Origin of the sequence: Enterobacter sp. BNK-18, assembly GCF_047456135.1 — a bacterium.
Lineage (GTDB): Bacteria > Pseudomonadota > Gammaproteobacteria > Enterobacterales > Enterobacteriaceae > Enterobacter > Enterobacter ludwigii.
In genome coordinates this window covers 4,259,807-4,285,490 of sequence record NZ_CP179899.1, presented here as the reverse complement: position 1 = coordinate 4,285,490, position 25,684 = coordinate 4,259,807, and the positions used below count along the sequence as shown (strand labels likewise).

General features: G+C 55.0%; 21 protein-coding genes. 11 read left to right on the top strand and 10 right to left on the bottom strand.

All coding sequences use genetic code 11. The features are described from left to right. The first annotated feature begins 92 nt into the window (after positions 1-92). On the top strand, positions 93-1,091 hold the full coding sequence (gene fbp, locus ACMGG3_RS20585; protein ID WP_020882906.1) for a class 1 fructose-bisphosphatase: 999 nt from the start codon (positions 93-95) through the stop codon (positions 1,089-1,091). Positions 1,092-1,239: 148 nt separating this feature from the next. Continuing rightward, positions 1,240-1,596 (top strand): helix-turn-helix domain-containing protein, encoded by a 357-nt coding sequence (locus ACMGG3_RS20580; protein WP_025205788.1) that lies wholly within the window; start codon positions 1,240-1,242, stop codon positions 1,594-1,596. Here the strand turns inward: ACMGG3_RS20580 and ACMGG3_RS20575 are convergent. The 5 genes from ACMGG3_RS20575 to ytfQ form a co-directional block, all read right to left on the bottom strand. After that, positions 1,568-3,139 (bottom strand): methyl-accepting chemotaxis protein, encoded by a 1,572-nt coding sequence (locus ACMGG3_RS20575; protein WP_414149413.1) that lies wholly within the window; start codon positions 3,137-3,139, stop codon positions 1,568-1,570. The genes ACMGG3_RS20580 and ACMGG3_RS20575 overlap by 29 nt on opposite strands. A 93-nt stretch (positions 3,140-3,232) precedes the next feature. Further along, a complete protein-coding gene (yjfF, locus tag ACMGG3_RS20570) occupies positions 3,233-4,234 on the bottom strand; it encodes a galactofuranose ABC transporter, permease protein YjfF (protein ID WP_020882909.1) in 1,002 nt (333 codons plus the stop codon). Continuing rightward, a complete protein-coding gene (gene ytfT / locus ACMGG3_RS20565; RefSeq protein WP_025205793.1) occupies positions 4,221-5,246 on the bottom strand; it encodes a galactofuranose ABC transporter, ATP-binding protein YtfT in 1,026 nt (341 codons plus the stop codon). The genes yjfF and ytfT overlap by 14 nt, the downstream gene beginning before the upstream one ends. A 10-nt stretch (positions 5,247-5,256) precedes the next feature. After that, positions 5,257-6,759, bottom strand: a complete 1,503-nt coding sequence (ytfR, locus tag ACMGG3_RS20560) for a galactofuranose ABC transporter, ATP-binding protein YtfR (RefSeq protein ID WP_020882911.1) — start codon at positions 6,757-6,759, stop codon at positions 5,257-5,259. A gap of 124 nt (positions 6,760-6,883) precedes the next feature. After that, complete coding sequence (ytfQ, locus tag ACMGG3_RS20555; RefSeq protein WP_020882912.1) at positions 6,884-7,840, bottom strand: galactofuranose ABC transporter substrate-binding protein YtfQ; 957 nt, start codon at positions 7,838-7,840, stop codon at positions 6,884-6,886. Between the two features lie 309 nt (positions 7,841-8,149). Between ytfQ and ppa the strand changes: the two genes are divergently transcribed. Then, positions 8,150-8,680 carry an inorganic diphosphatase gene (ppa, locus tag ACMGG3_RS20550; protein ID WP_020882913.1) on the top strand — a complete coding sequence of 177 codons (531 nt, stop codon included), beginning with the start codon at positions 8,150-8,152 and terminating at the stop codon, positions 8,678-8,680. Between the two features lie 511 nt (positions 8,681-9,191). Next, the gene (locus ACMGG3_RS20545; protein ID WP_032669643.1) at positions 9,192-9,485 is read left to right on the top strand and encodes a hypothetical protein; all 294 of its coding nucleotides are present in this window, start codon (positions 9,192-9,194) and stop codon (positions 9,483-9,485) included. A 42-nt stretch (positions 9,486-9,527) separates the two neighbouring features. On the opposite strand, the gene ACMGG3_RS20540 is transcribed toward ACMGG3_RS20545, so the two are convergent. The 3 genes from ACMGG3_RS20540 to tamA are packed head-to-tail and all read right to left on the bottom strand — an operon-like array spanning position 9,528 to position 15,381. Continuing rightward, the gene (locus tag ACMGG3_RS20540) at positions 9,528-9,872 is read right to left on the bottom strand and encodes a gamma-glutamylcyclotransferase (protein WP_014168360.1); all 345 of its coding nucleotides are present in this window, start codon (positions 9,870-9,872) and stop codon (positions 9,528-9,530) included. Between the two features lie 2 nt (positions 9,873-9,874). Next, the gene (gene tamB, locus ACMGG3_RS20535; protein WP_047355604.1) at positions 9,875-13,651 is read right to left on the bottom strand and encodes an autotransporter assembly complex protein TamB; all 3,777 of its coding nucleotides are present in this window, start codon (positions 13,649-13,651) and stop codon (positions 9,875-9,877) included. Beyond that, a complete protein-coding gene (gene tamA / locus ACMGG3_RS20530; protein ID WP_020882918.1) occupies positions 13,648-15,381 on the bottom strand; it encodes an autotransporter assembly complex protein TamA in 1,734 nt (577 codons plus the stop codon). The genes tamB and tamA overlap by 4 nt, the downstream gene beginning before the upstream one ends. A gap of 225 nt (positions 15,382-15,606) precedes the next feature. Between tamA and msrA the strand changes: the two genes are divergently transcribed. Continuing rightward, complete coding sequence (msrA, locus tag ACMGG3_RS20525; RefSeq protein ID WP_020882919.1) at positions 15,607-16,248, top strand: peptide-methionine (S)-S-oxide reductase MsrA; 642 nt, start codon at positions 15,607-15,609, stop codon at positions 16,246-16,248. Here the strand turns inward: msrA and ACMGG3_RS20520 are convergent, their stop codons facing one another. Further along, positions 16,249-17,307 carry a LacI family DNA-binding transcriptional regulator gene (locus tag ACMGG3_RS20520; protein WP_014168356.1) on the bottom strand — a complete coding sequence of 353 codons (1,059 nt, stop codon included), beginning with the start codon at positions 17,305-17,307 and terminating at the stop codon, positions 16,249-16,251. 193 nt (positions 17,308-17,500) lie between these two features. On the opposite strand from ACMGG3_RS20520, the gene ACMGG3_RS20515 reads away from it, so the two are divergent. The 6 genes from ACMGG3_RS20515 (at position 17,501) to ACMGG3_RS20490 (ending at position 25,110) form a co-directional block, all read left to right on the top strand. Then, the gene (locus ACMGG3_RS20515) at positions 17,501-18,652 is read left to right on the top strand and encodes a Gfo/Idh/MocA family protein (protein ID WP_414149412.1); all 1,152 of its coding nucleotides are present in this window, start codon (positions 17,501-17,503) and stop codon (positions 18,650-18,652) included. A gap of 16 nt (positions 18,653-18,668) precedes the next feature. Beyond that, a complete protein-coding gene (locus tag ACMGG3_RS20510; RefSeq protein ID WP_414149411.1) occupies positions 18,669-19,847 on the top strand; it encodes a Gfo/Idh/MocA family protein in 1,179 nt (392 codons plus the stop codon). Between the two features lie 2 nt (positions 19,848-19,849). Beyond that, a complete protein-coding gene (locus tag ACMGG3_RS20505) occupies positions 19,850-20,917 on the top strand; it encodes a Gfo/Idh/MocA family protein (RefSeq protein WP_063157025.1) in 1,068 nt (355 codons plus the stop codon). A 12-nt stretch (positions 20,918-20,929) separates the two neighbouring features. Then, entirely contained in the window at positions 20,930-21,964 is a 1,035-nt protein-coding gene (locus ACMGG3_RS20500; protein WP_063157026.1) for a Gfo/Idh/MocA family protein, read from the top strand. A gap of 67 nt (positions 21,965-22,031) precedes the next feature. Continuing rightward, on the top strand, positions 22,032-23,579 hold the full coding sequence (locus tag ACMGG3_RS20495; RefSeq protein ID WP_014168350.1) for an MFS transporter: 1,548 nt from the start codon (positions 22,032-22,034) through the stop codon (positions 23,577-23,579). A 193-nt stretch (positions 23,580-23,772) separates the two neighbouring features. Continuing rightward, positions 23,773-25,110, top strand: a complete 1,338-nt coding sequence (locus ACMGG3_RS20490; protein WP_014168349.1) for a hemolysin family protein — start codon at positions 23,773-23,775, stop codon at positions 25,108-25,110. A 78-nt stretch (positions 25,111-25,188) separates the two neighbouring features. Here the strand turns inward: ACMGG3_RS20490 and ACMGG3_RS20485 are convergent, their stop codons facing one another. Beyond that, the gene (locus tag ACMGG3_RS20485) at positions 25,189-25,395 is read right to left on the bottom strand and encodes a DUF1107 domain-containing protein (protein ID WP_003856054.1); all 207 of its coding nucleotides are present in this window, start codon (positions 25,393-25,395) and stop codon (positions 25,189-25,191) included. Positions 25,396-25,684 lie beyond the last annotated feature (289 nt).

The following is a 25,684-nucleotide window of genomic DNA, read 5'->3' as shown; positions in this document are numbered from 1 at the left end:
GCTAATATTTGAATGTTTGTTAAGATTGTTGGGCTTTAGTCGTTTTAGTGAACATACAATCGCTCTACTCACAAAGATGCAGGGAAAGTGTTATGAAAACGTTAGGTGAATTTATTGTCGAAAAGCAGCACGAGTTTTCTCATGCTACGGGTGAACTCACTGCTTTGCTGTCGGCAATAAAGCTGGGCGCTAAGATCATCCACCGTGATATCAACAAGGCCGGTCTGGTCGATATCCTGGGTGCCAGCGGTGCCGAGAACGTTCAGGGCGAGGTTCAACAGAAACTCGATCTGTTCGCAAATGAAAAACTGAAAGCTGCACTGCGCGCGCGCGACATCGTGGCGGGTATCGCCTCCGAAGAAGAAGATGAAATTGTCGTTTTCGAAGGGTGTGAACACGCTAAATACGTTGTGCTGATGGATCCGCTGGACGGTTCCTCTAACATCGACGTTAACGTTTCTGTCGGTACCATTTTCTCCATCTACCGCCGCGTCACGCCTGTTGGCACGCCGGTGACAGAGGAAGATTTCCTGCAGCCGGGCAGTAACCAGGTGGCGGCCGGTTACGTCGTTTATGGCTCCTCCACCATGCTGGTGTACACCACGGGCTGCGGCGTTCACGCCTTTACTTACGATCCCTCGCTGGGCGTTTTCTGCCTGAGCCAGGAACGTATGCGCTTCCCGGAGAAGGGCAATACCTACTCCATCAACGAAGGCAACTACATCCGATTCCCGAACGGCGTGAAGAAATACATCAAGTTCTGCCAGGAAGAAGATAAAGCCACTCAGCGCCCGTACACGTCCCGCTATATCGGCTCGCTGGTTGCTGACTTCCACCGCAACCTGCTGAAAGGCGGTATCTACCTCTACCCAAGCACGGCAAGCCACCCTGACGGCAAGCTGCGTCTGCTGTATGAATGCAACCCAATGGCGTTCCTGGCCGAACAGGCTGGCGGCAAGGCGAGCGACGGTAAAGAGCGTATTCTGGACATCGTGCCGGAAAGCCTGCACCAGCGTCGTTCGTTCTTTGTCGGCAACACCCATATGGTTGATGACGTTGAACGTTTTATCCGTGAGTATCCGGACGCATAACCCATAACACGGGGAGCCCTTCAGGCTCCCCGCTTCATTTATATATTTTACCGTATAAGTATTTATAAAAAACACGCTTTAATATTCGGTTTTGCTCCTGCATTATTTCCATAACAGTTTGACAAATATTTCCTGGAGCCTAATCGTCATGAAAAATTATTCCCGTGCTAATACCGGCATTGATTTAAATCTTATCCCTGTTTTTATTGAAGTGGTCCGCTGCGGCAGTATGGCAAAAGCCTCTGTACGTCTGGAGATGTCGCGCCCCGCGGTGAGTCTGGCATTAAAACGCTTTAATCAGCTGTTTGACGAGCCGCTATTTTTCCGCAAAGGGTTATATCTTGAGCCGACTGAAAATGCATTAGCATTAACCCAGTCTCTGGAAATATTAATGGGCGATATTCACGATAATATTGGCGCATTAAATTCAGCGACACATAAAACCCCGACACAGAATGCGCCGGGGCGGGAAAATATTATGCCGCTGTCTGAGCCGTCAGTTTAAATGATGCCATGGCGTCCATCAGCTGACGCGATTGCTCTTCCAGCGAGCGCGTCGCGGCAGAAGATTGCTGGACCAGCTCCGCATTCTGCTGCGCGGTTTCGTCCATCTGATTCACGGCAATATTCACCTGCTCAATGCCGCGACTCTGCTCCTGGGACGCGGTCGCAATCTCGCGCATCAGTTTGGTCATGCGCAGTACTTCTGTTGCGATCTCATCCATCGTTTCGCCAGCCTGCTGCGCCAGCTCGCTGCCTTCGTTTACGTGGGTCTGAGAATCACTGATAAGCGAACGGATCTCTTTTGCTGCGTCAGCGCTGCGGCTGGCGAGGTTTCGCACTTCACCGGCGACAACGGCAAACCCGCGCCCCTGCTCACCCGCGCGCGCCGCTTCCACCGAGGCGTTCAGCGCCAGAATATTGGTCTGGAAGGCAATGCCATCAATGACGCTCAGAATATCGGCGATGCGTGCCGAACTGCCGGCGATATCACGCATTTTTTCAATGACGTAGCAGACCATTTCGCTGCCGTGATCGGCGGTGTCAGACACGGATTTCGCCAACTGGTGCGCCTGCTCGGCGTTGTCTGCATTGAGTTTCACCGTGGCGGTGATCTCTTCCATGCTGGCGGCCGTCTGCTCAAGCGATGTCGCGGTGGATTCCGTGCGCTGGGCAAGATCCATGTTCCCCGCCGTCAGTTCGCGGCTGCCGGTATCAATTTGCGAGCTGGCATCACGTACCCGTAAAACCGAGTTCATCAAAGACTGCCGCATCCCCTCAATGGCCGCGTTCAGGCGGTTAAACTCCTGGCTCGCCGGGTCATTCAGCGTATGGGTTAAATCGCCCGCCGCCACGTTCTCCAGCTGAGCAATGGACGCCGAAAGCGGTTTGAGCAGCATGTGACGCAGTACCAGCCACGCCAGCACAATAATGCCAGCCGTCAGCAGCGCGGCCACCACGATCAGGATCAGTACCCGGTTTTTGCTCGACTGCACGGCCTTCACTTCCGCTTTCCCGCGCGCTTCGCTCCATTTCTGAAAGACCTGCATATCATTATCAAACTGCGCCGCCACCGGGATCAGCGTGTTCTCCAGCAGATCGTAATAGCTGTCTGCGCTCTGATCGTTCAGGGCTTTCAGCATCGGGTCGATCCCCTGCTGGTTATAGGTCGCCAGGCTCGCGGCCACCTTATCCAGCAGTTTTTGTCCCTGCTCATCCGCCACCCCGCCGTCGATCACGCCTTTCAGCGTTTTACGGGCCTGGGCAATCTCCTGATTGATGTTTTTCACCGATTTGGCCGCATCATCCAGCATGCCGATTTCCATCATCCGGACCGCCTGACCCGCTTCATTACGCGCGCGCAGGATCAGGGTATAGCCAGAATTAAGCTGCACCATCTGCTCACCCTGAAGGTGGTTGATGCGCTGGAGTGAAGAAGAACTCTGTGTGAGGGCATAAATGCCAATGCCGCTGACAATCAGCAGCAGAAGGGTCATAACGGCCAGTAAAGAGAGCAAGCCGGTACGAATCGATAGCGTTTTAAGCATGATATTATTTCCGGTAGCGAGATATTTCTGGGCATAAAAAAAGAGTATCGGCCGCTACCGGAAAATGTTTAGACTTTAAGCAAATTCAGCGTGTTATGGCTCTGTTACTGAAGTGTTTACACGGGTAACAGGCGAGCTTTGTCGGTTCTCCCAGAGCACCGTCAGGCCGCGCTGCAGAGCGATAAAAATAAACAACAGAATGCCAATGGCGATCTTGGTCCACCACGAACTGAGCGTGCCGTCAAAGTTGATATAGGTCTGTATCAGCCCCTGGATCGCCACGCCGAACAGCGTCCCCAGCACCGTGCCAACGCCGCCGCTGAGCAACGTGCCGCCAATCACCACCGAGGCGATGGCATCAAGTTCCACCCCGACGCCTGCCAGAGCATAACCCGCCTGGGTATAAATCGAGAAGACGATCCCCGCCAGCGTCGCCAGTCCGGTCGAGAGCATATAGATGCGGATTGTGGTGCTGCGGGTGGAGATCCCCATCAGGTTTGCCGAGGTGGCACTGCCGCCAATGGCATAGACCTGATTACCAAACCGGGTACGGTGGGCAAGGAAGATCCCCACCACCACCACGCCCAGCATCAGCAACCCCATCGCGCTCAGACGACCGCCGCCGGGGATTTTCCACGCCAGGCTGGAGAGCGTGTCGTAGACAGGATGGTTAATCGGAATCGATTCTTCCGAGACCAGGTAGCTCACGCCGCGCAGGAAGAACATGCCGGCAAGGGTGATAATAAAAGCCGGAATTTTCAGCGCGTCGATCAAAAGCCCCATAAAGGCGCCAAACGCGCAGCCCATCACCAGCACCAGCGGGAAGGCCAGCAGCGGTGAGATCCCCCAGAAACCGATCGCTTTTGCGAGGAATACGCCCGTGAAAGCGATCACCGACCCAACCGAGAGATCGATCCCACCGGAGAGGATCACAAAGGTCATGCCAACGGCGATAATGCCTAAAAAGGCGTTATCCGTCAGAATGTTGCAAATCACCCGGGTAGAGGCAAAGCCCGGGAATTGCGTCAGGCAGTAGAGATAACCCAGCACAAACACGCCCAGGGTGATCATTAACGGTAAATTACGTTTTATCATGGCCACGGATCCCTTTAATGATGCTGACAAAGCGCGGCGACTGGACGATCAGCACGCAGAGCACGACCACCGCTTTCACCACCTGGTTGAGTTCCGGCTGAAAACCGGAGAGCAGGATCCCGGTATTCATACCCTGAATAATCAGCGCACCAATCACCGAGAGCAGCAGATTAAACCGCCCGCCCATCAGCGATCCGCCACCGATAACCACCGCCAGGATCGCATCCAGCTCCAGCCATAACCCGGCGTTGTTGGCATCCGCACCACGGATGTCCGCCGCGACGATCACCCCGGCAATGGCGGCGCAAATGCCGCTCAGCACGTAGGTCAGCATAACCATCAGCCGTGTATTAACTCCGGCGTTTCGCGCCGCACGGATGTTAATCCCGACCGCTTCAATGAACATGCCCAGCGCCGTTTTACGGGTAAAGAGCCAGAACACGACTAATGTGACCAGCGCAATAACGATCGGCGTCGGGAAGAAGAACAGCTTACCGCTGCCAAGCCATGCCAGGCCGGGGGAGTTGAAGGTCACAATCTGACCCGAGGTGATAAGCTGTGCCACACCGCGTCCGGCCACCATCAGGATGAGAGTGGCAACAAACGGCTGAATTTTCAGGACCGCCACCAGAATGCCGTTCCATAATCCGGCCAGCACCCCAGTACCTAATGCAGCCAGCAACACCACCGGCAGACTGTGCCCGGCGACGGTCATGGACGCTGCCGTGGCGCCGGCGATGGCCATCACCGCACCGACGGAGAGGTCAATCCCGCCGGTGGCGATCACCAGCGTCATACCAATGGCCAGAAGCGCCACCGGGGCGGCGCGGTTTAAAATGTCTATCGGACTGCCAAACAGCCGGCCATCCTGCACGATAATCTGAAAGAAATGCGGGGCGACCAGGCTATCGATCAGCAGCACCAGCAGCAACGCGATAATTTGCGGCGTGCCGGTAGGCCAGGTGAAGCGGCGCCTGGTTGCACCGGTTTGCGGAAGCGAACGGGGCATCACGATTAACTCCTTACGCCGCGATGGCATTCATGATTGCCGGAACGGACAGTTTATCCAGCGGGATCTCTGCCACCTGCTTACGATCGCGCATGATGATGACGCGATCGGCATACCCCACCAGCTCTTCCAGCTCGGATGAAATAACCAGCAGCGCCAGACCGTCTGCACACAGCGTTTCGATAAGCCGGATAATTTCGGCATGCGCCCCGACGTCGATACCGCGCGTCGGTTCATCGAGGATTAGGAACTGGGGTTTAGTCAGCAGCCAGCGTGACAGCAATACCTTCTGCTGGTTGCCACCGGAGAGAAATTCAATGGGCTGTTCAGCGCTCGGCGTACGTATACCGAGCTGACGGATAAATCGCTCGGCAATGGCGTTTTGTTCTTTCCGCGGGATGGGGCGTAGCCATCCGCGCTGCGCCTGCAGAGCCAGAATGATATTTTCCCGCACCGAGGCGGCGGCAATTATGCCATCGGTTTTCCTGTCTTCCGGGCAGAAGCCCACGCCCAGGCAGGAGGCCTGATGCGGCGATCGCAGGGTCTGCGGTTTACCTTTGATCAGCGCGCTGCCGCTGTCCGCAGGTTTGATCCCGAAGATCACCTCGGCGGTTTCGGTGCGCCCGGAACCCAGCAGGCCCGCCAGCCCGACAATTTCACCGGGCCGTACGTCCAGATTAAAGGGCGAGATCACCCCTTTTTTGCCAAAATCGCTGAAGGCCGCGACCGGTTTATCGCTGAGCAGCGTGCGGCCTGCACGCTGAAGCGCGTTGGTTTCCAGCTCGCGGCCCAGCATCATTTTGACCAGTTCTATCTGCGGCAGCTCGCGGGTTTCGCGGCAGCCGACAAAGCTGCCGTTGCGCAGCACCGTGATGCGATCGCTGACCTCATACACCTGATCGAGGAAGTGGGTGACGAAGATCAGGCTTACCCCCTGATCGCGCAGCTGGCGCATCAGGGTAAAGAGCATTTCGACTTCCTGGGTATCAAGGCTCGCGGTGGGCTCATCGAGGATCAGCACTTTCGCGGAGAGATCGATCGCCCGGCAAATCGCGACAATTTGCTGCATCGCGACGGAAAAACGGTTCAGCGGTTCGCGAACGTCCAGGGAGAAGCCATAGGATTCCATCAGCCTGGTGGCCCGCGCTTCCATCTCTTTGCGTCGCAGCAGGCCGAAGCGTCTTGGCTCACGGCCGATAAACAGGTTATCCGCCACCGACATATTCGGCAGCAGGTTCACTTCCTGGTAAACCGTCCCAATCCCCAGCTGTTGTGCATGGGCGGTGTTTTTTGGCGAAATGGCGTTGCCTTCTAGCCAGATTGTGCCGCGATCGGCATGGTAAACGCCGGTAAGTGCCTTAATCAGCGTCGATTTTCCCGCACCGTTCTCTCCCAGCAGCGCCATAATCTCACCGCGTCGCAGGCTAAAATCAACGTTATCCAGCGCTTTTACACCGGGGAAAAACTTGCTTAAGCCCTCTGTGCGGAGGATTTCCTGGTGTTGTGTGTCGGTCATGTTTCCCCCTCACCCTCGCCCTCTCCCGGTTGGGGAGAGGGAAATGTTCATGCCAGTCTACCCGCCCTTGTACACCCTCTCCCCTCAGGGGAGAGGAGTGGGGTAAGGGGCGAGGGAAAAGGCCTTAGTAGCCCATATTTTTCTTCTTCTCTAACTCTTCTTTCGCGGTGTCAGGCAGGTAGAGCGTCGATTTGGTGATCGTCACTTTTTCAGGCAGGGTGCCGTCTTTCTTGAATTTCTCCAGCGCATCGAATGCCGGGCCGGCCATGTTTGGCGTCAGCTCCACGCTGGCGTTCGCTTCGCCGTCCATCATCGCTTTATAGATATCCGGCACGCCATCGATAGAGCCGGTGAGGATATCTTTGCCCGGCTTCAGCCCCGCTTCTTTGATGGCCTGGATAGCCCCGATCACCATGTCATCGTTGTGGGCGTAAACCATACAAATGTTCTTGCCGTTGTTTTCAGCCTTGATAAAGCTCTCCATGACCTCTTTACCTTTACTGCGGGTAAAGTCGCCGGACTGAGAACGGATAATCTTAATGTTTGGCGCTTTGGCGATGGCTTCCGCGAAGCCTTTCTTACGATCGATGGCCACGCTCGCCCCGACGGTCCCCTGCAACTCAACGACGTTACACGGCTTGCCATCCACCTGTTTCACCAGCCAGTCACCAATTAATTGGCCCTCGAGAACGTTGTTGGCGGTGACGGTGGTCATATAGAGAGATTTGTCTTTTACATCAATGGAACGATCGAGCAAAACAACCGGGATCTCAGCGTCTTTCGCTTCCTTCAGGACCGGCTCCCAGCCAGTGGCCACAACCGGCGCAATAAAGATGGCATCAACGCCCTGGGCGATAAATGACCGCACGGCTTTGATCTGGTTTTCCTGTTTTTGCTGCGCATCGGCGATTTTCAGGGTGATACCGCGTTTCTGGGCCTCGCTTTTCGCAACGTTGGTTTCTGCCGCTCGCCAGCCGGATTCAGAGCCGACCTGGGAAAAACCTACGGTTAAAGGGGCGGCCATCGCCATAGACGACATGGCTGCCGAAACTGCTGTGACAAGAAGTAAGCGCTTCCACATATGAACGTCCTCGTAGGGGTGTTTATTGTTGGTTAAAAGATGTTCTGCGAAATGACTATAGCCAATGAAATATGTAACGAATTGCGTTACATCACACTTCAGAAAAGTGAATAAAACGTTAATCACAAGTTTGTAATCGCTTTCATTTCACCATTAAAAAAGCGGCTGAGTTTATGGATTTTCCTGTCATGGAATCGGTCTGAAAAGTGGGGAGAACGTGGAGAGAAGACGAAAACAGGCGGAGACATTCAGCGCCAGTTGGCTATAATACCTGCCACTTGTTTACCATCCATTTTAAAGGACACAGACATGAGCTTACTCAACGTCCCTGCGGGTAAAGAACTGCCAGAAGACATCTACGTAGTTATCGAAATCCCGGCTAACGCAGATCCTATCAAATACGAAGTGGACAAAGAGAGCGGTGCGCTGTTTGTAGACCGTTTCATGTCTACCGCCATGTTCTACCCATGCAACTACGGTTACATCAACCACACCCTGTCTCTGGACGGTGACCCGGTTGACGTACTGGTCCCAACGCCATACCCACTGCAGCCAGGCGCAGTCATTCGCTGCCGTCCTGTTGGCGTGCTGAAAATGACCGACGAATCTGGTGAAGATGCGAAACTGGTTGCTGTTCCGCACACCAAACTGAGCAAAGAGTACGATCACATCAAAGATGTGAACGACCTGCCAGAACTGCTGAAAGCGCAGATCACTCACTTCTTCGAGCACTACAAAGACCTCGAAAAAGGCAAGTGGGTTAAAGTTGACGGCTGGGAAAACGCAGAAGCAGCGAAAGCGGAAATCATCTCCTCTTTCGAACGCGCTGCGAAGAAGTAATTCTTACCGCTGAATAATAAGGCCCCGCGAGTCGGGGCTTTTTTGTGCCTTGCGTCTGACGCGACACTGGCACGCTAAATACGGCATAGCGGCTACCATTTCAAGGAACCAGCAGAATATATGAGCTTGTGACCCCAGGTTTTGTCCCCGGCAGAGCCGACCTGTTTGAAGAGCTTGCAGGGTATTATGAGAGTGATGGCCTGATATTTACCGATAGAGGTCTTTGATATTATCTAACGCTATTAATAGCCTGCTTTTGCCCTACTCGCTGCGTTAAAACAATTACCGACGAATATGCCCGTTTCGTGTCTGCTTCAGGGCTTTATGAAGACAGGTGTGTCTACCCTTTTTGTTGCAATGCACAGCGGGTAGAGTAAACGGCATACCCTGAGCTCAGGTGCTACTAATATCACCCATAGCTATTTTTTAATTGAGTTGCTGGTCAGCACACTCCTGACCGTCGCGATTGTGGGCGTTTTACATGCTACGTTTCTTTCTTCACAGCATAAAGATGGGCTACATAAAGGCGTTTGACTGTTACGGCAAAGACAGCAAATGGCAGTATCTCTGCATCATGACATTCCAGCTCGCCTGGTTTTTGTTTTATTTATGGATCCCCTACCGCAGCGATTATGCCATTTTGCTGTTTTTACTGTTTTTTATTCCCGTCATTTCAAGCAATACGCGGTGCATCAACTACTACGGCTTTTCACGCGCCCTGTGTCTGATATGGCTGGTTGCTCCGTACATCATGCTTTTTGTTCCGCTGTTTTTGACCCGACGCCGAAGCACAGAAGAGAGCTAACCCCATAAAAAACAACGCCACCTGACGGTGGCGTTGTTTTTTTCAGTACTGGTCTCTGTCTAACCAGTTACCGCTTACAATCCGCTTTAACCCCTCGACCGGACGCTGGTAGACGTACATCCACGCACTTCCATACGGCGTCTGGATCAACTGGCGAGCGTATTCACCGCCCCTGGTGCGCAAGGCATCAAGTTCGGCAAGAGTAGCATTATCAATACGATAAACTTCACCCTGTACTGTTCCTTCCCCAGGAACCGCGCCTGGATAGTGGCCCAGGCTATACAACTGGTAGTTCTCGATATTGTAATTCCCCAGCAGCAGGGCATTGGTCATCCAGTGACTGTTGCCTTGCTTGGTTCGTAAACTGCCGTAGACAAATATTCGCATTGCTAAAACTCAAACTGATAGAGCAGATCAAGTGCCTGGTCTACGCCGGACACTGCTTCCAGATATAGCTTAGGCATAAGGCGATAGCGTAACGTGAGTGTTGCCAGTGAGTCAAAGATCCCCACGCCATATTTTACCTGCAGACCCGGCAGTACATAGCCACTGACCACCACTTGCGAGGAGTCACCCACGCCCTGGGTGTCCAGTGCCAGATTGCTTACGCCGAACGTCTCGCCGATTTTACCCACAACCTGCCCACTTTGTGCAACCCCCAGACCCACTAACATCGAGGTCATCGCCGCACTGTCGCTCTGGCCGCTCTCCAGTCCTTGCCCACGCAGCAGGTAAGACAGGGCTTCCTGTTGCGACATTGCCGGGTCGGAGAAGATCTCCGCCTTCGGCTCATCAGCAGAGCCGGTAACGCGAACACCCGCAATAACGTCGTTTTCGGTGGCTTCCGGGTTACGAATCGCTTCGATATTGAGCAGTGGCTGATCCGGCGGGCCGGAGAACAGCAGCTCACCTTTACGCACAATCAGATCCTGACCATAGGCATGGAAGCGCCCTTCAGGAATATTGATCTGACCGTTCAGACCCAGACCCTGCTTGTCCTGCGCGACTTTCAGATCCCCTGTCAGTCTCGCCTTCAGCCCAAACGCATCCAGACGCACGTTATTGCCGACGTGAACGGTGAGGTTACTGTTGATCGGAATACCGGCGCTCTTCTGCTCAACGGGTTTGAGATTTTCATTGAGCATGACTTCGTCACTGGAGACGCCCACCGCGCTCTCAGGCACCTCGTGCACCACGATGCGTGCCCACGGTACGTCCACGTTGCCGTCCAGCGTGAAGAGGCTTGGGGTGGCTTCAAAGACAATATCCGGGGATACGTCCAGACGTACCATCGGCGGTACGGTGATCCGCACCTTGCTGCCTTTGGCCGCGACACGGGCCCGCCAGTTATCAAGCTGGCTCCAGTCGGCGTCGCCGCTGAGGTTGATTTGCCCCTGCTGGGTACGCACCACCCCGGCGAGGGTCGAGCTCATGCCGTTGAAGTTCATCGCAATCTGGCTTGGCTGCATATCAAACGGCATAAAGTTGCCGTCGATATCCACGCCGTTAAGCTGCATCTGGCCAAACAGCTGCGGGCTTTGCGCATTGCCCGCCAGGCGCAGGTTCGCGCTGAGCATCCCCTCCGCTTTTTCTCCGCGTGAGAAAATCGGGTTGGCCATCGCCAGGTTGAAGTTGCGGATATTAACGTTACCGGCGAGATTACGGCGTCCTTGCGGATCGGTAATCTGCACCTGCCCGTCAAACTGACCGTTATTGGTCAGACGGATAAGCCACCCCAGCTCCGCGCGGTTGTTATGCAGATCGGCACTCAGGTTGAGGGTATCAAACGCCACCGGCAGCGGTGCGTCGTTCACCTCCTGTATCACCTTCACGTTACGACCAGAGAGCGTCACGCTACCCTGCGGCAGCCCCTCTTTGGTCGTGTCCCACGCGACATCGGCTTTCCCGCTAAAGACGCCGCTGGCCTGAGTCGTCTCCGGCATAAACGGTTTTAGCATCGCCAGGTCGAAGCGATTAAGGTTGATCTGCGCACGCCCTTCCGCCCCCGCATCAATGGTCTGCGGCACGCACAGTTCCGCATTCGGGTTGGTCCAGCAGTGCGGTCCGATACTGATCTTTTGTTCAGCGTTGCGGTAGTCCAGCGCGATAGAGCGGGACAGCGCCAGCGGCCCTACCGGGGTGTTGAAGCGGGTATTGTCCAGCGTCCCTTTCCAGCGCGCCTGTTTGCGATCAAAGCTTCCGGTCAGATGAAGCTGACCGGATACCGGCTCGCCCTGCACCTTAAGCTGGAGATCGTGCTGTTTTTCGTTACCTTTGGCATCCAGAGTGACCAGATTAATGTTCACGTCGGGCTGAGAAATGCGCTCCACGCGCAGGTTCAGGTTACCGCCAATCTGATCGGTGGATTTCACATCCCCTTCGACGCGAACCCGCGCAACGGTCAGCGCCTGCCAGCGCAGGTTGCTGGCGGTGATATCGGCCAGCAGCTGCGGAGCCTCTACCGTGCCGCGCACCTTAACTAACCCTTTCGCCGTACCGCCCAACCCTGGCAGGGCGTTATCCAGATTTGGCGCATCAATGGTGGCATCGAGATTAAGATCTTTCACCCCCAGCTCGCCTTTGATATCCGCCGTGTTACGGCCCAGCGCCACGTGCAGACCCGGGATCACCCACTGCAGATAGCTGTTGCCCTTCAGCGAGCCTTCAACGTTGACCTTATTCTGCTTCACGTTACCGGTAAGCTTGATTTCCGGCACGTCCATCTGCCACGTACCGCCATACAGGCTGCCGCGGGTTTTGATCAGGCCGTCCAGTTTTGATGGCCAGTCCGGCACCTCTTTGGCCGTGTTGATCCCCGTCAGCTTCAGCTCGCCGCGCCAGCTGATCGCCTGCTGCCAGTCGAGCAGCGCGGTGAGTTCAGTTTTGCCTTCCAGCGCCGCAACGGTCAGTTTGTCGAGATTCACCTGCTGCTCGTTGCCTTTAGCATCCAGCGTAATCGTCGCAGGCGGAACACCTTGCCCCTTCACCGCCGTGCGGAACGACAGGGTGTAATCGGTCATTTTGCCGCTCAGCTTGAGCTTCAGATCATCGGCCTGGAACTGTTTTTCGCCGGTGAACGGCCAGTAGAGCTGCTTACTGACAACTTCTAGGTTGAGCGGCAGCCCCGCTTCCGCCAGCTGCGTTTGCGCGCGCAGATCCATATCCACCGGGCCGGAGAGGTTAACGCCGACATCCAGTTTATCGCGCAGCGCCCCGCCCACTTTGACTTTCACTTTTTCGCCTTTCAGCGGGTCGATGTTGAGCGAACTGTTCAGGGTGATATCCACCGGCCAGTTGTCGCGCAGCAGGGCATTCCCTGACGCGTTAACCGAGCCCTGGTTGGTGTCGATATCCAGCGCGTCGAGTTTCATGTTGCCGTCGATGCTGCTGACTTTAAGCAGCATGTTGAAGACTGTCAGATCGGTATCGCCGGTGAGACGCAGCTGCTCGCCTTTAAACGCTTCGATATTCAGGTTCAGCGGCAGATGAACGTCCGTCATCTCCGGCAGCACAGGTTTAGAGAAGAGATCTTTCAGCGTTTCGCCCAGCGGTTTCTCTTCCGGCTGTGGGTTCTGGATCTTCGGCTCGACAATTTCTTCCTGCGCCACGTCCGCCACTTTCGGCAGCGCAATCAGCAGCCCCTGAAGGGAGGTTGGCGTCAGAGTGAGGTTTTTCTCCTGCCAGCGCAGGCCGGAGGTGAAATCCATGACGGAGACGGTGGTGTCGTCGATTTTGACATTGACGTTATCCAGCGCCACCCGATAGAGGGCAATCGGATACGGTGTGGAGAGATTCAGCGGGCCGCTATCCTCTTCCTCAACGGGTGCCGATTTCGGCATTTTCTTCGAATCTATCGCCACGTTCACGTCTTTCAGAGACAGATCGTTAACGCACAGCTTGCTGTCCCGCAGGCAGCCCAGCTTCACCGCGAGATGAAATTCCCCCGCGTTTACCGCCACGCCAGGCTGCTCGTAGCGGATGTTTTTCAGACGCAGATCGCGCCAGCCGCCTGTCACCTGGCCAATTTCCAGCCCGGGAACCCAGCGGTTAGCCGCGTTAAACAGCAGATGCAGGCCAGACGTCGTTCCGACCAGAAACGCCACCGTACCGAGCAGCAGTACGATAAAAATCAGCACCCCGAGGCTTATCTTCTTCCATAAACTCATAATTCAGGCCCCAGACCGATGTAAAACTGTAAACCGTGTTCTTCTTTATCACCCACCGGCACGGCGAAATCGAGCTTGATTGGCCCGACGGGAGACTGCCAGCGTACGCCCACGCCCGCGCCGGTTTTAAAGTCGCTGCGGCGGATATCGCTTACCGCTTCGCCGCCGTCGACAAACATCGCGCCCCACCATTTTCCGCTGACGTTGTACTGGTACTCCAGCGAGCCGGTAGCCAGCTTGGAGGCACCAATCAGCTTGCCGTCATCATCTTTCGGCGCGATGGATTTGTATTTGTAACCGCGAATACTGCGGTCGCCACCGGCGAAGAAGCGCAGATCCGGCGGAACTTTGTCGAAGTCGCCGGTTTCAATCCAGCCGAGGTTGCCGCGCATCACGAAGCGGTGTTTGTCATACAGCGTGCGGATCCAGACGTTTTGCGCCTGAATTACCGAGAAATCCACATCGGAACCCCACATGGTGTTGGAGTAATCGATGGAGTAACGCTGGGAATCGCCCCAGGTTGGCATCAGGCCGCCACGCGAGCGGGTACGGCTGATCATCACCCCCGGGTAGAGCAGCATGGTGGTGTTGGTGACATTGGCCTGGGTAAAGTGGTCCAGACTCCAGCGCAGGTTAATGGCGCGCTGCCAGCCGCTGGAGAGGTCCCAGTATCGCGATACCGCAAGCGTGGTGGAATCTGCCTCGGTATCATTCAGGTCGGTACGCTTAAAACCGCCCTGAACAAGGTAATACTGTTCAAGCGGGTTTTTCAGCAGCGGCATTTTGTAGCTGAAATCGAGCTGCTGTTCCGGCGCCGAGATACTGGCGCTGGTGGTCAGGCTGTGGCCGTATGAGTTCATCCACGGCTTTTTCCACGTGGCTTTCACGCGCGGACCGACGTCGGTCGAATAACCAACACCGGTCTCAATGGTGTTCTCGGTGCGCGGCGAAACAACGCCATGCAGCGGCAACACCTTGGTTTTGCGCGATTTATCAAACTCCGGCGCGACAACCACCGAGTTAAACCACCCGGTGGCGGAGAGGCGGCGGTTCAGCTCCGCCAGATCACGCGACTGGTAGTAATCGCCCTTTTTGAAAGGCACGAGGTTTTGCAGATACTCTTCACGAATTTGTGAGCCTTCGAAGGTCACATCGCCGAAACGATAACGTTCGCCGCTGTCATAATCGATATCCCAGAAGGCCTGGTGCCTGTCGAGCGCAATGCCCAGCTGGCTTTTGTCGAACTGGCTGTCAAAGTATCCCTTACGCAGGGAGACGCTCGTCAGCTCTTTTTTGAAATGGTCGTAGTCACCGTGGTTCAGCACGGTACCGTTTTTCGGCCGCGTGCTGAGCAGATCCAGGTAATCCCGGTCCGTACGCGCGCCGCCGCGCAGAATGACGTTAGTGCCGCCGATCAACACCGGCTCACCCGGTGAAACGCGGGCAATAAGCACCTGTCGCCCCTTCTTTGGTGGCGGACGGAGATCGAAATCAATGGTGGGTTCGTAATAACCCAGCGCTTTCAGCCCTTCGCGGATCGCATCATCCACGCGCGCGCGAAAACGCCGGTCCGGCGTCACTTCGTCGCTCTCGATGGTCGACAGCTGCGCACGCACGTTTTTTTCCAGCGCCCCGGATAACCCCTCAACCTGCAAACGGACATTCGCCGCGCTGGCAACCCCGCTTGTCAGCAATAAACTGACCAAACATAACTGGCGGATTTTTGTCACGTTTTCTCCTGAATATCCCTTTTTCCACCCTGGAAGCAAATGAAGTGCCGCTCCGCGGCAAAATACGGCCTGTTAGCCAAAAACCCACATCACGGGTTGAAAACGGGTGTAACACCCAAATATTTCTTATGATTAAATCTAGACTCATTCAGCGCATTTATTGTGTTCAATTAAACGCTTCGTGACAACCTTAACCGAAACATCGCAGCCCGGGAGGCCCCCATCGTGAGTTTATTCGACAAAAAGCATCTTGTTTCACAAGCTGATGCATTACCGGGACGCAACACCCCTATGCCTGTGGCGACCTTACACGCCGTGAATGGCCATTCAATGACAAACGTTCCTGATGGAATGGAAATCGCCCTGTTCGCCATGGGCTGCTTCTGGGGCGTAGAACGCCTCTTCTGGCAACTCCCCGGCGTTTACAGCACCGCGGCGGGCTACACGGGGGGGTATACGCCAAACCCAACCTACCGCGAAGTGTGCTCTGGCGAGACCGGTCATGCCGAAGCCGTACGCGTGGTGTATGACCCTGCCGTCATTAGCTATGAGCAACTTCTGCAGGTGTTCTGGGAAAACCACGACCCGGCCCAGGGCATGCGTCAGGGTAACGACCACGGCACCCAGTACCGTTCGGCTATCTACCCTCTCACTCCTGAGCAGGAGACGGCCGCCCGCGCAAGCCTTGAGCGCTTCCAGAAAGCGATGCACGATGCCGGTGACAACCGCGAGGTCACCACGGAAATCGCCTCTGCCAAACCGTTCTACTATGCGGAAGACGACCACCAGCAGTACCTGCATAAAAACCCGTACGGCTACTGCGGTATCGGGGGTATCGGCGTCTGCCTGCCGCCACAGCTGGCCTGATTACTGGTCTAGCGCCACGCGAGCCGCGTGGCGCGTGGCATTACTGACCGACCCATAATTCATGACTTTTCCCTGCAACAGCAGGTTAAAAACCGGTGCCTGCGGCCTGTTAAGGCGGGTCTGCAGCAGGTGCACGGCCTCAATCCCCAGTTCGCGGCAGGGCACCGTGACCCCCGTGACCGGTTTTTCCAGCCGGTGCGCTAAATTCCAGGCAAAATCGGTGGTAATCAGAGAGATGTCTTCCGGGACGCGCAGCCCGTGGCGGGTTAATGCCCTCACCACACCTTCGGTCATGCTGGTGCTGTTCGGGAAAATCACCTCTGGCCACTGCGCTCTGTCATGACTCAGCAGCCACTCATCCAGCGCCCGCTCGGCTTCGTCTGCGGTAAACCACTCCGTCACGAGTAAATCACGCTGCGGCTCAAAGGCGACGTGAAAATGGCGATACGCCTCTTTAATGCCATCCAGACGAGCGTAAAGCGTATCTCGCCGAAGGCAGGTCAGCGTCAGGACCCGCCGGTGCCCCTGTTCAAAGAGATACTGCATGGCGGTGAAGCCGATCGCCCGGTGATCGGGTGATACCGAATCCAGTACCCGCTCCCGGTCCACGGAATTAATTAAGACGCAGGGTTTATTGAGCGTGCTGGCCAGTTTAAATATGGTGGCATCATCAGTACCAATAATAATTATCGCGTTGATGTTCTTCTGGCTGGCCTTTTCCATAAATAATTTTACATCGGCGTGCTGTTCTTCTAATCCGCAACAGCTGACCCACACATTGTGTGGCGAGCAGGCCTCAGCAATCCCTTTGGTCACCTCAAGATAAAAAATATCGCCGCGCCCCTGAAAGGTTCTTTCCGGAGCAAAAACGGCAATACCGTTAATCAACAGCCGTCCACTGGCCATGGACTCCAGCACGCCCAGCTCTCGTGCGGTGCGAACGATTGCATCCCGGGCTTTATCGCTGGTATATGACTTGCCGCTTAATACCCTCGACACCGTGCTAACGGAATATCCCGTGAGGGCCGCGATCTCCTCCATTTTTAACCTGCCCGGCATAGTGTGACCTCGCTCTCAATCAGTTTTTGCAAATATTTGCAGAAACAGCCTTTTGATTTTAAAACCAAATTTCAGAAAGCCTGGAGATTACTTATTCACCTTGCGAGTATTCTCACAAAAACACATTGTCGCTACGCCTCGCCTTTCCTATTTTCCGGTCATCACTTCTTTTCAACTGAAATTAAGGTGTGACATGGAGAAGGTACGTTTTGGCATTATTGGTATAGGTAATATCGGTACGGTCCACGCACGTTATTTACTCACGGGTACGGTCAATGACGCCTGCCTGACGGCAGTTTGTGACAATGCACCGGAAAAACACCCGGCCATCCGCCAGCTGGTGGGGGCCATTCCCCTGTTCAGTGATGCCCAGGAGATGATCCAGAGCGGGCTTATCGACGCGGTGATTGTCGCCACGCCCCATTACGAACATCCGCGCCTGTCGATGCTGGCGATGCGTAACGGCATTCATACCCTGTGTGAAAAACCGGCAGGCGTTTATACGGCGCAGGTCCAGGAGATGAACGCCTGCGCGCGCGAGTGCGATGTGGTGTTTGGCATCATGTACAACCAGCGACCAAACCCGCTCTACCGGAAGGTTAAAGATCTTATCGACAGCGGCGAGCTGGGCGAGATCCGCCGCTCTAACTGGATAATCACCAACTGGTACCGCTCGCAGAGCTACTACAACTCCGGCGGCTGGCGCGCGACCTGGAAAGGAGAAGGCGGCGGCGTCTTGCTCAACCAGGATCCGCATCAGCTCGATCTCTGGCAGTGGCTGGTGGGCATGCCGGTCCGCCTGCGCGCGTTTTGCCAGTTCGGCAAACATCGTGACATTGAAGTGGAAGACGAGGTCACCGCCTATGCCGAGTATGCCAATGGGGCTACAGGTGTATTTATCACTACCGTGGCAGAAACGCCGGGGACAAATCGCCTGGAGATCGTCGGGGATCGCGGCAAAGTGGTCGTCGAAGAGGGGCGGCTTCGCTACTGGCGGCTACGTGAGTCCGAAACCGACTTTAACGCCCGCTGGCAAAACGGTTTTGGGGAGCCTGAATGCTGGGAGGTCGACATTCCTGTCGCCGCCGAATGCAGCGAACATCATGTCATTACCGCAAACTTCTGCGCCGCCATCCTGCGCGGTGAACCGCTGATTGCGCCGGGCCTGGACGGGATCCACGGCCTGACGCTCTCCAATGCCATGCATTTTTCCACCTGGACTGACGACTGGGTCGAACTGCCGATCAACGAGAAACACTACTTGCGCCTGCTCCAGCAACGCATCAGCACCTCTGTTGCTAAAGAGGCCATAAACGTGACGCTTGATGCCTCAGGCACCTGGTAACTCCGGAGACGACACGATGCTAAATATCGCCATTGTAGGTACAGGTAATATCTCACATAACCATATTCAGGGTTATTTGCAGTTTGGTCAGCGCTGCCGGATTGTCGCGCTGGTGGATATCTACCCGGAAAAAGCGCACGAGAAAAAAACGCGCTATGGCCTGACGCAGGCCCGCGTGTATGAGAGCCATCAGCAGATGCTGGCATCCGAGCCAGATGTCGATATCGTCGATGTCTGCACCCCACCGTATGTCCACGCACAGATCAGCATTGATGCACTGGAGGCCGGGTGCCATGTGCTGTGTGAAAAGCCGATGGCCGCCTCGCTTGAGGAGTGCGACGCAATGATTGCGGCTCAGCAGGCCAGCGGCAAAACGCTCTCCATCATTGCGCAAAATCGCTTTACCGATGCCTTCTGGCGCTTAAAAGCAGCGCTGGATTCCGGCCTTGCGGGCAAAATCTGCCATGCGCAGGTGGATTCGTTCTGGTGGCGCGGCCACTGCTATTACGATCTGTGGTGGCGTGGCACCTGGGAAAAAGAGGGGGGCGGCTGCACGCTCAATCACGCGGTACACCATATCGACGCTATTCAGTGGATGCTCGGGTTTCCATCCGAGGTGGTGGCGATGATGACCAACGTGGCGCATGACAATGCCGAAGTGGAAGACCTCAGCGCCGCAATATTCAAATATCCCAATGGCGCACTTACGCAGCTTACCGCCTCGGTGGTGCATCACGGCGAAGATCAGACGATCGTCATCCAGGGCGATCGCGCGCGCATCTCTGCCCCCTGGCAAGCCTGTGCCAGCGTGAGTGCCGATAACGGTTTTCCTCAGGAAACTCACGATCAGCAGCGGGAAGCACAGCTCAACGCTGTTTTTGCGCAGACGCCGGCACTCGCGTGGACGCTGCATACCGGGCAGATAAACGACCTGCTGCTGAGTATTGAACGCGGCACGGCTCCGCTGGTGGATGGATTACAGGGAAAACGCTCGCTGGAGTTGATTACCGCAATTTATAAATCTGCCATCACCCGCACCGTGGTCTCGCTCCCCATTCCACGTGACGATCCGTTTTACCGTACCGGCGGGATTAACACCCTCGCCCCCCGTTTTCATGAGAAATCCGCAAGCGTGGCCAACTTCAGCGAAGTGGGCGCTATCCCCCTGGGTAAAGATCTGGATCGAGGAATCTGAAGATGAATAAACATGACGGAATGAACTACGCGCCAGTCGGCAAACCTCAGCCCGTTGTCCGGGAAGGTGAATTTGTCTTTGCCGCTGCCGCGCTTGACCACGGGCATATTTATGGAATGTGTAACGGGCTGATTGAAGCCGGCGCCACGCTGAAATGGGTTTACGATCCCGATCCGTCCAGAGTGGATAAATTTATCCAGCAGTATCCGCAGGCCAGAGTGGCAGATTCGCTGGAGGCGATCCTCGCCGATAACGAGGTACGTCTGGTGGCAGGCGCCGCCATCCCCTCTGAACGCTGTGCGCTGGGGCTGAAATCGATGGCTGCGGGGAAGGATTACTTTACCGACAAAGCGCCGCTCACCACCCTTGAACAGCTGGCAGATGCCAAAGCGATGGTTGAAAAAACCGGTAAGAAATACGCGGTTTACTACAGCGAACGTCTGCATGTTGAGAGTGCTGTCTTTGCCGGTCAACTGGTAAAGCAAGGTGCCATCGGCGACGTGGTACAAACGCTGGGGACAGGCCCACACCGTGAAGGCGAAGGAAGGCCAGACTGGTTTTACGATCGGCGATACTTCGGCGGCATCCTGTGTGACATCGGCAGCCATCAGATTGAGCAGTTCCTTTTTTACACCGGCAACCGCGATGCCACCGTGATGGCAAGCCAGGTCCGGAACGTTAAACACCCGCAGCACCCCGCCTTTGAAGATTTTGGTGACGCACTGCTCAAAGGCGAAAACGGCGCCAGCGGCTACTTCCGCTGCGACTGGTTTACCCCGGACGGGCTATCCACATGGGGCGACGGGCGACTGACGCTGCTCGGCACCGAGGGCTACATCGAAATCCGCAAATACGTCGATTTAACCCGCGGCGAGCAGGATGTGGTTTATCTCGTCAATAAAGAGGGGGAGTTCCGTTATCCGGTAGCAGGCCAGGTCGGATTCCCGTTCTTTGGCGAACTGATCCTCGACTGTCTCCATCGGACTGAAAATGCCATGACGCAGGCGCACGCTTTCAAGGCTGCGGAGCTGTGCGTGAAGGCTCAAATGCTCGCCAACGCGGCGGGTTAAGGGGAGCCGGAGATGACTATCCTGAATACCGCTATCATCGGCGGCGGGGCGATTCATGGCTGCCATGTCAATGCCCTGCGCCAGATGCCCAACGTCGCGCTGCGTGCGCTGGTCGACATCGACAGCGTTAAAGGACTGGCGCTGGCGAAAGACTATCAATGCCGTTTTTATCAGGATTACCGGGAAATGCTGCTAGATGATGCCATCGACATGGTACACATCTGTACGCCCCATTTCGAGCATAAAGAGATGATTCTGGCGGCACTCGCCGCCGGGAAGCATGTTTTTTGCGAAAAACCGGTGGGCATGAACACCCGTGAACTCATTGATATCACCCGTGCCGCCGATCGGGCTCAGAGCCTGCTCGGCGTGTGCTATCAGAACCGGCTCAACCCCACCAGCCAGCGTATTCGGCAGGAGTTAGGCCATGGACAGCTGGGGAAAATGCTCAGCATCAGGGCAGTACTCACATGGTCACGCGCGGGCGCTTACTACACGCAAAGCCCCTGGCGCGGCCGGCTGGCGACAGAAGGCGGGAGTCTGCTGATCAACCAGGCAATCCATACGCTCGACCTGATGCAGTGGTTCGGTGAAGGCGTGACGCGAGTGAAAGGCGTGGTGGATAGCGGTGAGCTGGCAGACGTGACCGAAGGCGAAGACAGTGCAATGGCCACGCTACACTTCGCCAACGGCGCCCGCGGCCTGTTTTATGCCAGCAATTGCCACACCACGGACGCCCCTCTCCTGCTGGAGATCCACTGTGAACGCGGCTCGCTGCTGCTCAATAACAACACTCTCTGGCGCGTCACGCCGGGTGAGCGGTTAAAACTGGCAAGCGATGATTCCCCCGACGGCACGGTAAAAAGCTACTGGGGGCTGGGACATCAGCAGGCGATCCACCGGTTTTATACTGCCGTTCATCATCCGGAAAACAGAGACTATATCGATATCCGTACCGCCGGAAAATCACTCACCCTTGTGGAGGCTATTTATCGGTCATCTCAAACAAGACAATGGATAAATATCAACAACCAGAACGTAATTTGAATTCCAGACGTTAATAAAAATACGCCCCGTAAAACGGGCTAATCATTACCCTACACTGGATATTATTATGGTCAAACCAACTGAACGTAGAGTTGGTTATGGCGTGGCGCTTGGCTACGGCATAACCGATCTGTTTGGCGGAGGCGCTTTCGCCATTATCGGCACCTGGCTGTTATTTTTTTACACGACCTATTGCGGGCTGTCTGTTATTGAAGCGGGCTCTATATTTGCTATCGCCCGCGTCATTGATGCGCTGTTAAGCCCGATCATGGGTTATATCACTGATAATTTTGCGGGTACCTGGCTCGGCCGTAAATTTGGCCGTCGCCGTTTCTTTTTATTACTGAGTTCCCCGTTAATGTTTTTGTATGCCCTGCTGTGGCTGACGGATATGGGATACTGGTATTACCTGGGAACCTATCTCTCTATTGAACTGCTGTCGGCGATGGTTCTGGTGCCGTGGGAGACGCTGGCCGCAGAAATGACGAACCGCTACGAAGAGCGCAGCCGACTTTCAGGGGTGCGCATGATCTGCTCTCAGCTTGGGGGGTTTCTTGCCGTTTCCGTCCCCGGCGTCATTATGCAGTTCACCGGGAAAGACAATCCGTTTACCTATACGCTCACCGGACTGATATTTTCCTGCGTTTTTTGCCTTGCGGTGTTTATTACGTGGTACACCACATGGGAAGCGAAAGATGTGCATCAGGAGTCCGATTTTAAGATAGATAACCAGCGCAGCAGCGGGGTAGCCAATCATCTGAAATATCTGGTACTGGACCTCTTTTCGTCCTTTCGCATCCGCGCATTCCGCCTGCATATCATTATTTATATCTTCTCGTTTACTGCGATGGACGTCTTCGGCTCGGTCTTTACCTATTATGTCGTTTATTGTCTGAGCCAGGATGCGGCGGCCGTGTCGGGCTGGCTGAGCATTGCCGCCTTTGCCTCGGTACCAGGCACGTACGGATTTATGCTACTTTTGAACCGGCTGAATATCACGCCGTCCGCGGCGCTGCGCCTCTCTTATGGCTGTATCTTCGCCGTGCTGGTATTCCTGTTTACGGTCTACCTCACCAAAACGCAGGTGCCAACGCTGCTGTTCTCGGGGGTCTTTATCCTGCTCGGTGCCGCCCGCTCTGGTCTTTATTACATCCCGTGGAATATCTACAGTTTCATCCCTGATATCGATGAGATTGTGACGCAGCAGCGCCGCGAAGGGATTTTTGCCGGGGTGATGGTATTGACCCGCAAAAGCACCGTGGCGATTGCCATTATGATCATCGGTCTGGTGCTGCAGGAGTCAGGGTTTGTGAAGGGCAGCGGCGCACAGCCTGAAAGCGCGCTGGGAGCCATTATCGGCCTGCTGATTTTCGCGACGGCGGCCCTTCTGGCCGTGAGCTTCTTCACGACCTACAAATTTAAACTGACCCGCGAGACGCACAAGCTGCTGCTGAAGGAGATTGCGCGCCGCAAGCTGGGCGGAGATTATCGCGACTGCGACGCCAACACCCGGGTGGTGATCAAACAGCTCACCGGCTATGAGTATGACCAGGTGTGGGGAGGGGATGCCACGCGCCGGGCGGCAGGAAACGCCAGTTTATCCGCAGTAAAATAGCCGTACGTACCGGGCAGCGCTTCGCTGTCCGGCCGGTTTTATGCCAAAATGTGACCTCTGGCAGATTTACACGCCTTTACGCTATACTACCCGCTGAAATAATCAGCTCAACGCTACGAGCTGACGTTCTATGTGTCTTCACACAAATGTAATTAACTTCCCTTCCGAGGATCTGGCTGAAGCCGGATAAACTATGTTAAACAGTATTTTAGTGATACTTTGTCTCATTGCCGTCAGTGCATTTTTCTCGATATCCGAGATCTCGCTGGCCGCCTCCCGTAAAATCAAACTGAAACTGCTTGCTGACGAAGGCAACGTTAACGCATCACGCATACTCAAAATGCAGGAAAACCCGGGAATGTTTTTCACCGTGGTGCAGATTGGCCTGAACGCGGTCGCCATCCTGGGCGGTATCGTGGGGGATGCGGCATTTTCACCAGTGTTTCATGGCCTCTTCGCACGCTACTTTTCACCTGAACTCTCCGAGCAACTGAGTTTTATTCTCTCCTTCTCGCTGGTGACTGGCCTGTTCATCCTCTTCGCTGATCTGACCCCGAAACGCATCGGTATGATTGCGCCAGAAGCTGTGGCTTTGCGCATCATCAACCCGATGCGCTTCTGCCTGTTCCTGTTCCGTCCGCTGGTGTGGTTCTTCAACGGCCTGGCCAATAGCATTTTCCGCCTGTTTAAAATTCCAATGGTGCGAAAAGACGATATCACCTCTGATGATATTTATGCGGTCTTCGAAGCGGGTGCCCTGGCGGGCGTGCTGCGCAAGCAGGAGCACGAGTTGATTGAGAACGTGTTTGAGCTGGAATCCCGTACCGTACCGTCATCCATGACCGGACGTGAAAACGTGATTTGGTTCGACCTGCACGAAGACGAGCAGAGCCTGAAGCAAAAGGTGGCCGAGCACCCGCACTCCAAGTTCCTGGTCTGTAATGAAGATATCGACCACATCATCGGTTATGTGGACTCGAAAGACCTGCTGAACCGCGTGCTGGCCAACCAGAGCCTGGCGCTCAACAGCGGCGTTCAGATCCGCAATACCCTGATTGTTCCGGATACCCTCACCCTCTCTGAAGCGCTGGAAAGTTTCAAAACGGCCGGTGAAGATTTTGCCGTTATCATGAACGAATACGCGCTGGTGGTGGGCATCATCACCCTCAACGATGTGATGACCACGCTGATGGGCGACCTGGTTGGCCAGGGGCTGGAAGAGCAGATTGTTCAGCGTGATGAGAACTCATGGCTTATCGACGGCGGTACGCCGATTGACGATGTCATGCGCGTGCTGGATATCGACGAGTTCCCGCAGTCAGGTAATTACGAGACCATTGGCGGCTTTATGATGTTTATGCTGCGAAAAATCCCGAAACGTACCGACTCGGTGAAGTTCTCTGGCTACAAGTTTGAAGTGGTGGATATTGATAACTACCGCATCGACCAGTTGCTGGTGACGCGTATCGATAATAAACCGACCGTGCTGGTGCCGCGGATGCCTGACGCAGAAGAGAAAGTGTCGGCGTAAGGCCCATAAACATCAACGGCTCCCATCGGGAGCCGTTTTTTTATCAACTGCGTTTTTAACTACTGCATAGCACGTTGGTTAAGCCATCTCAGTTTGCAGACGCATAACCTGACGGTTGACTTCAGACATCACAGACAGGTGCTGCTTGTCCTTCACTTTTGGGATAAGGATCTTGCCCTTATCAAACTCAAAAGCGCCAACATCCTTGATATACAACCGTCCACGGAACAGGATCTTCACGTACTTCGCCACCTGAAGCGGGTTGTAGCGTTGGAAAATTTTCATTCTTGTATCTCCTGCGAATCATACGCTCTTGCGGTGCCACAATCGGCCCGACTGTCCTGAGCGCAAATTTTGTTGCCCAAAGACTATAGACCAGAACTACGGTGTTACCCAGTATGCATAAGTTTATTTACCGTTTGATTACAATTATTCAGAATAATCTTTGCAAAGCTTCACTCAGGGCAGTATAAGCCGTCGTTTTTTCATGGATATGTGCGTTCACCCGCAAACTGGCATCGGGATTGCGGGAAAACCACATTGATCGCACTTATGATTAAAAGCGTATGACCAA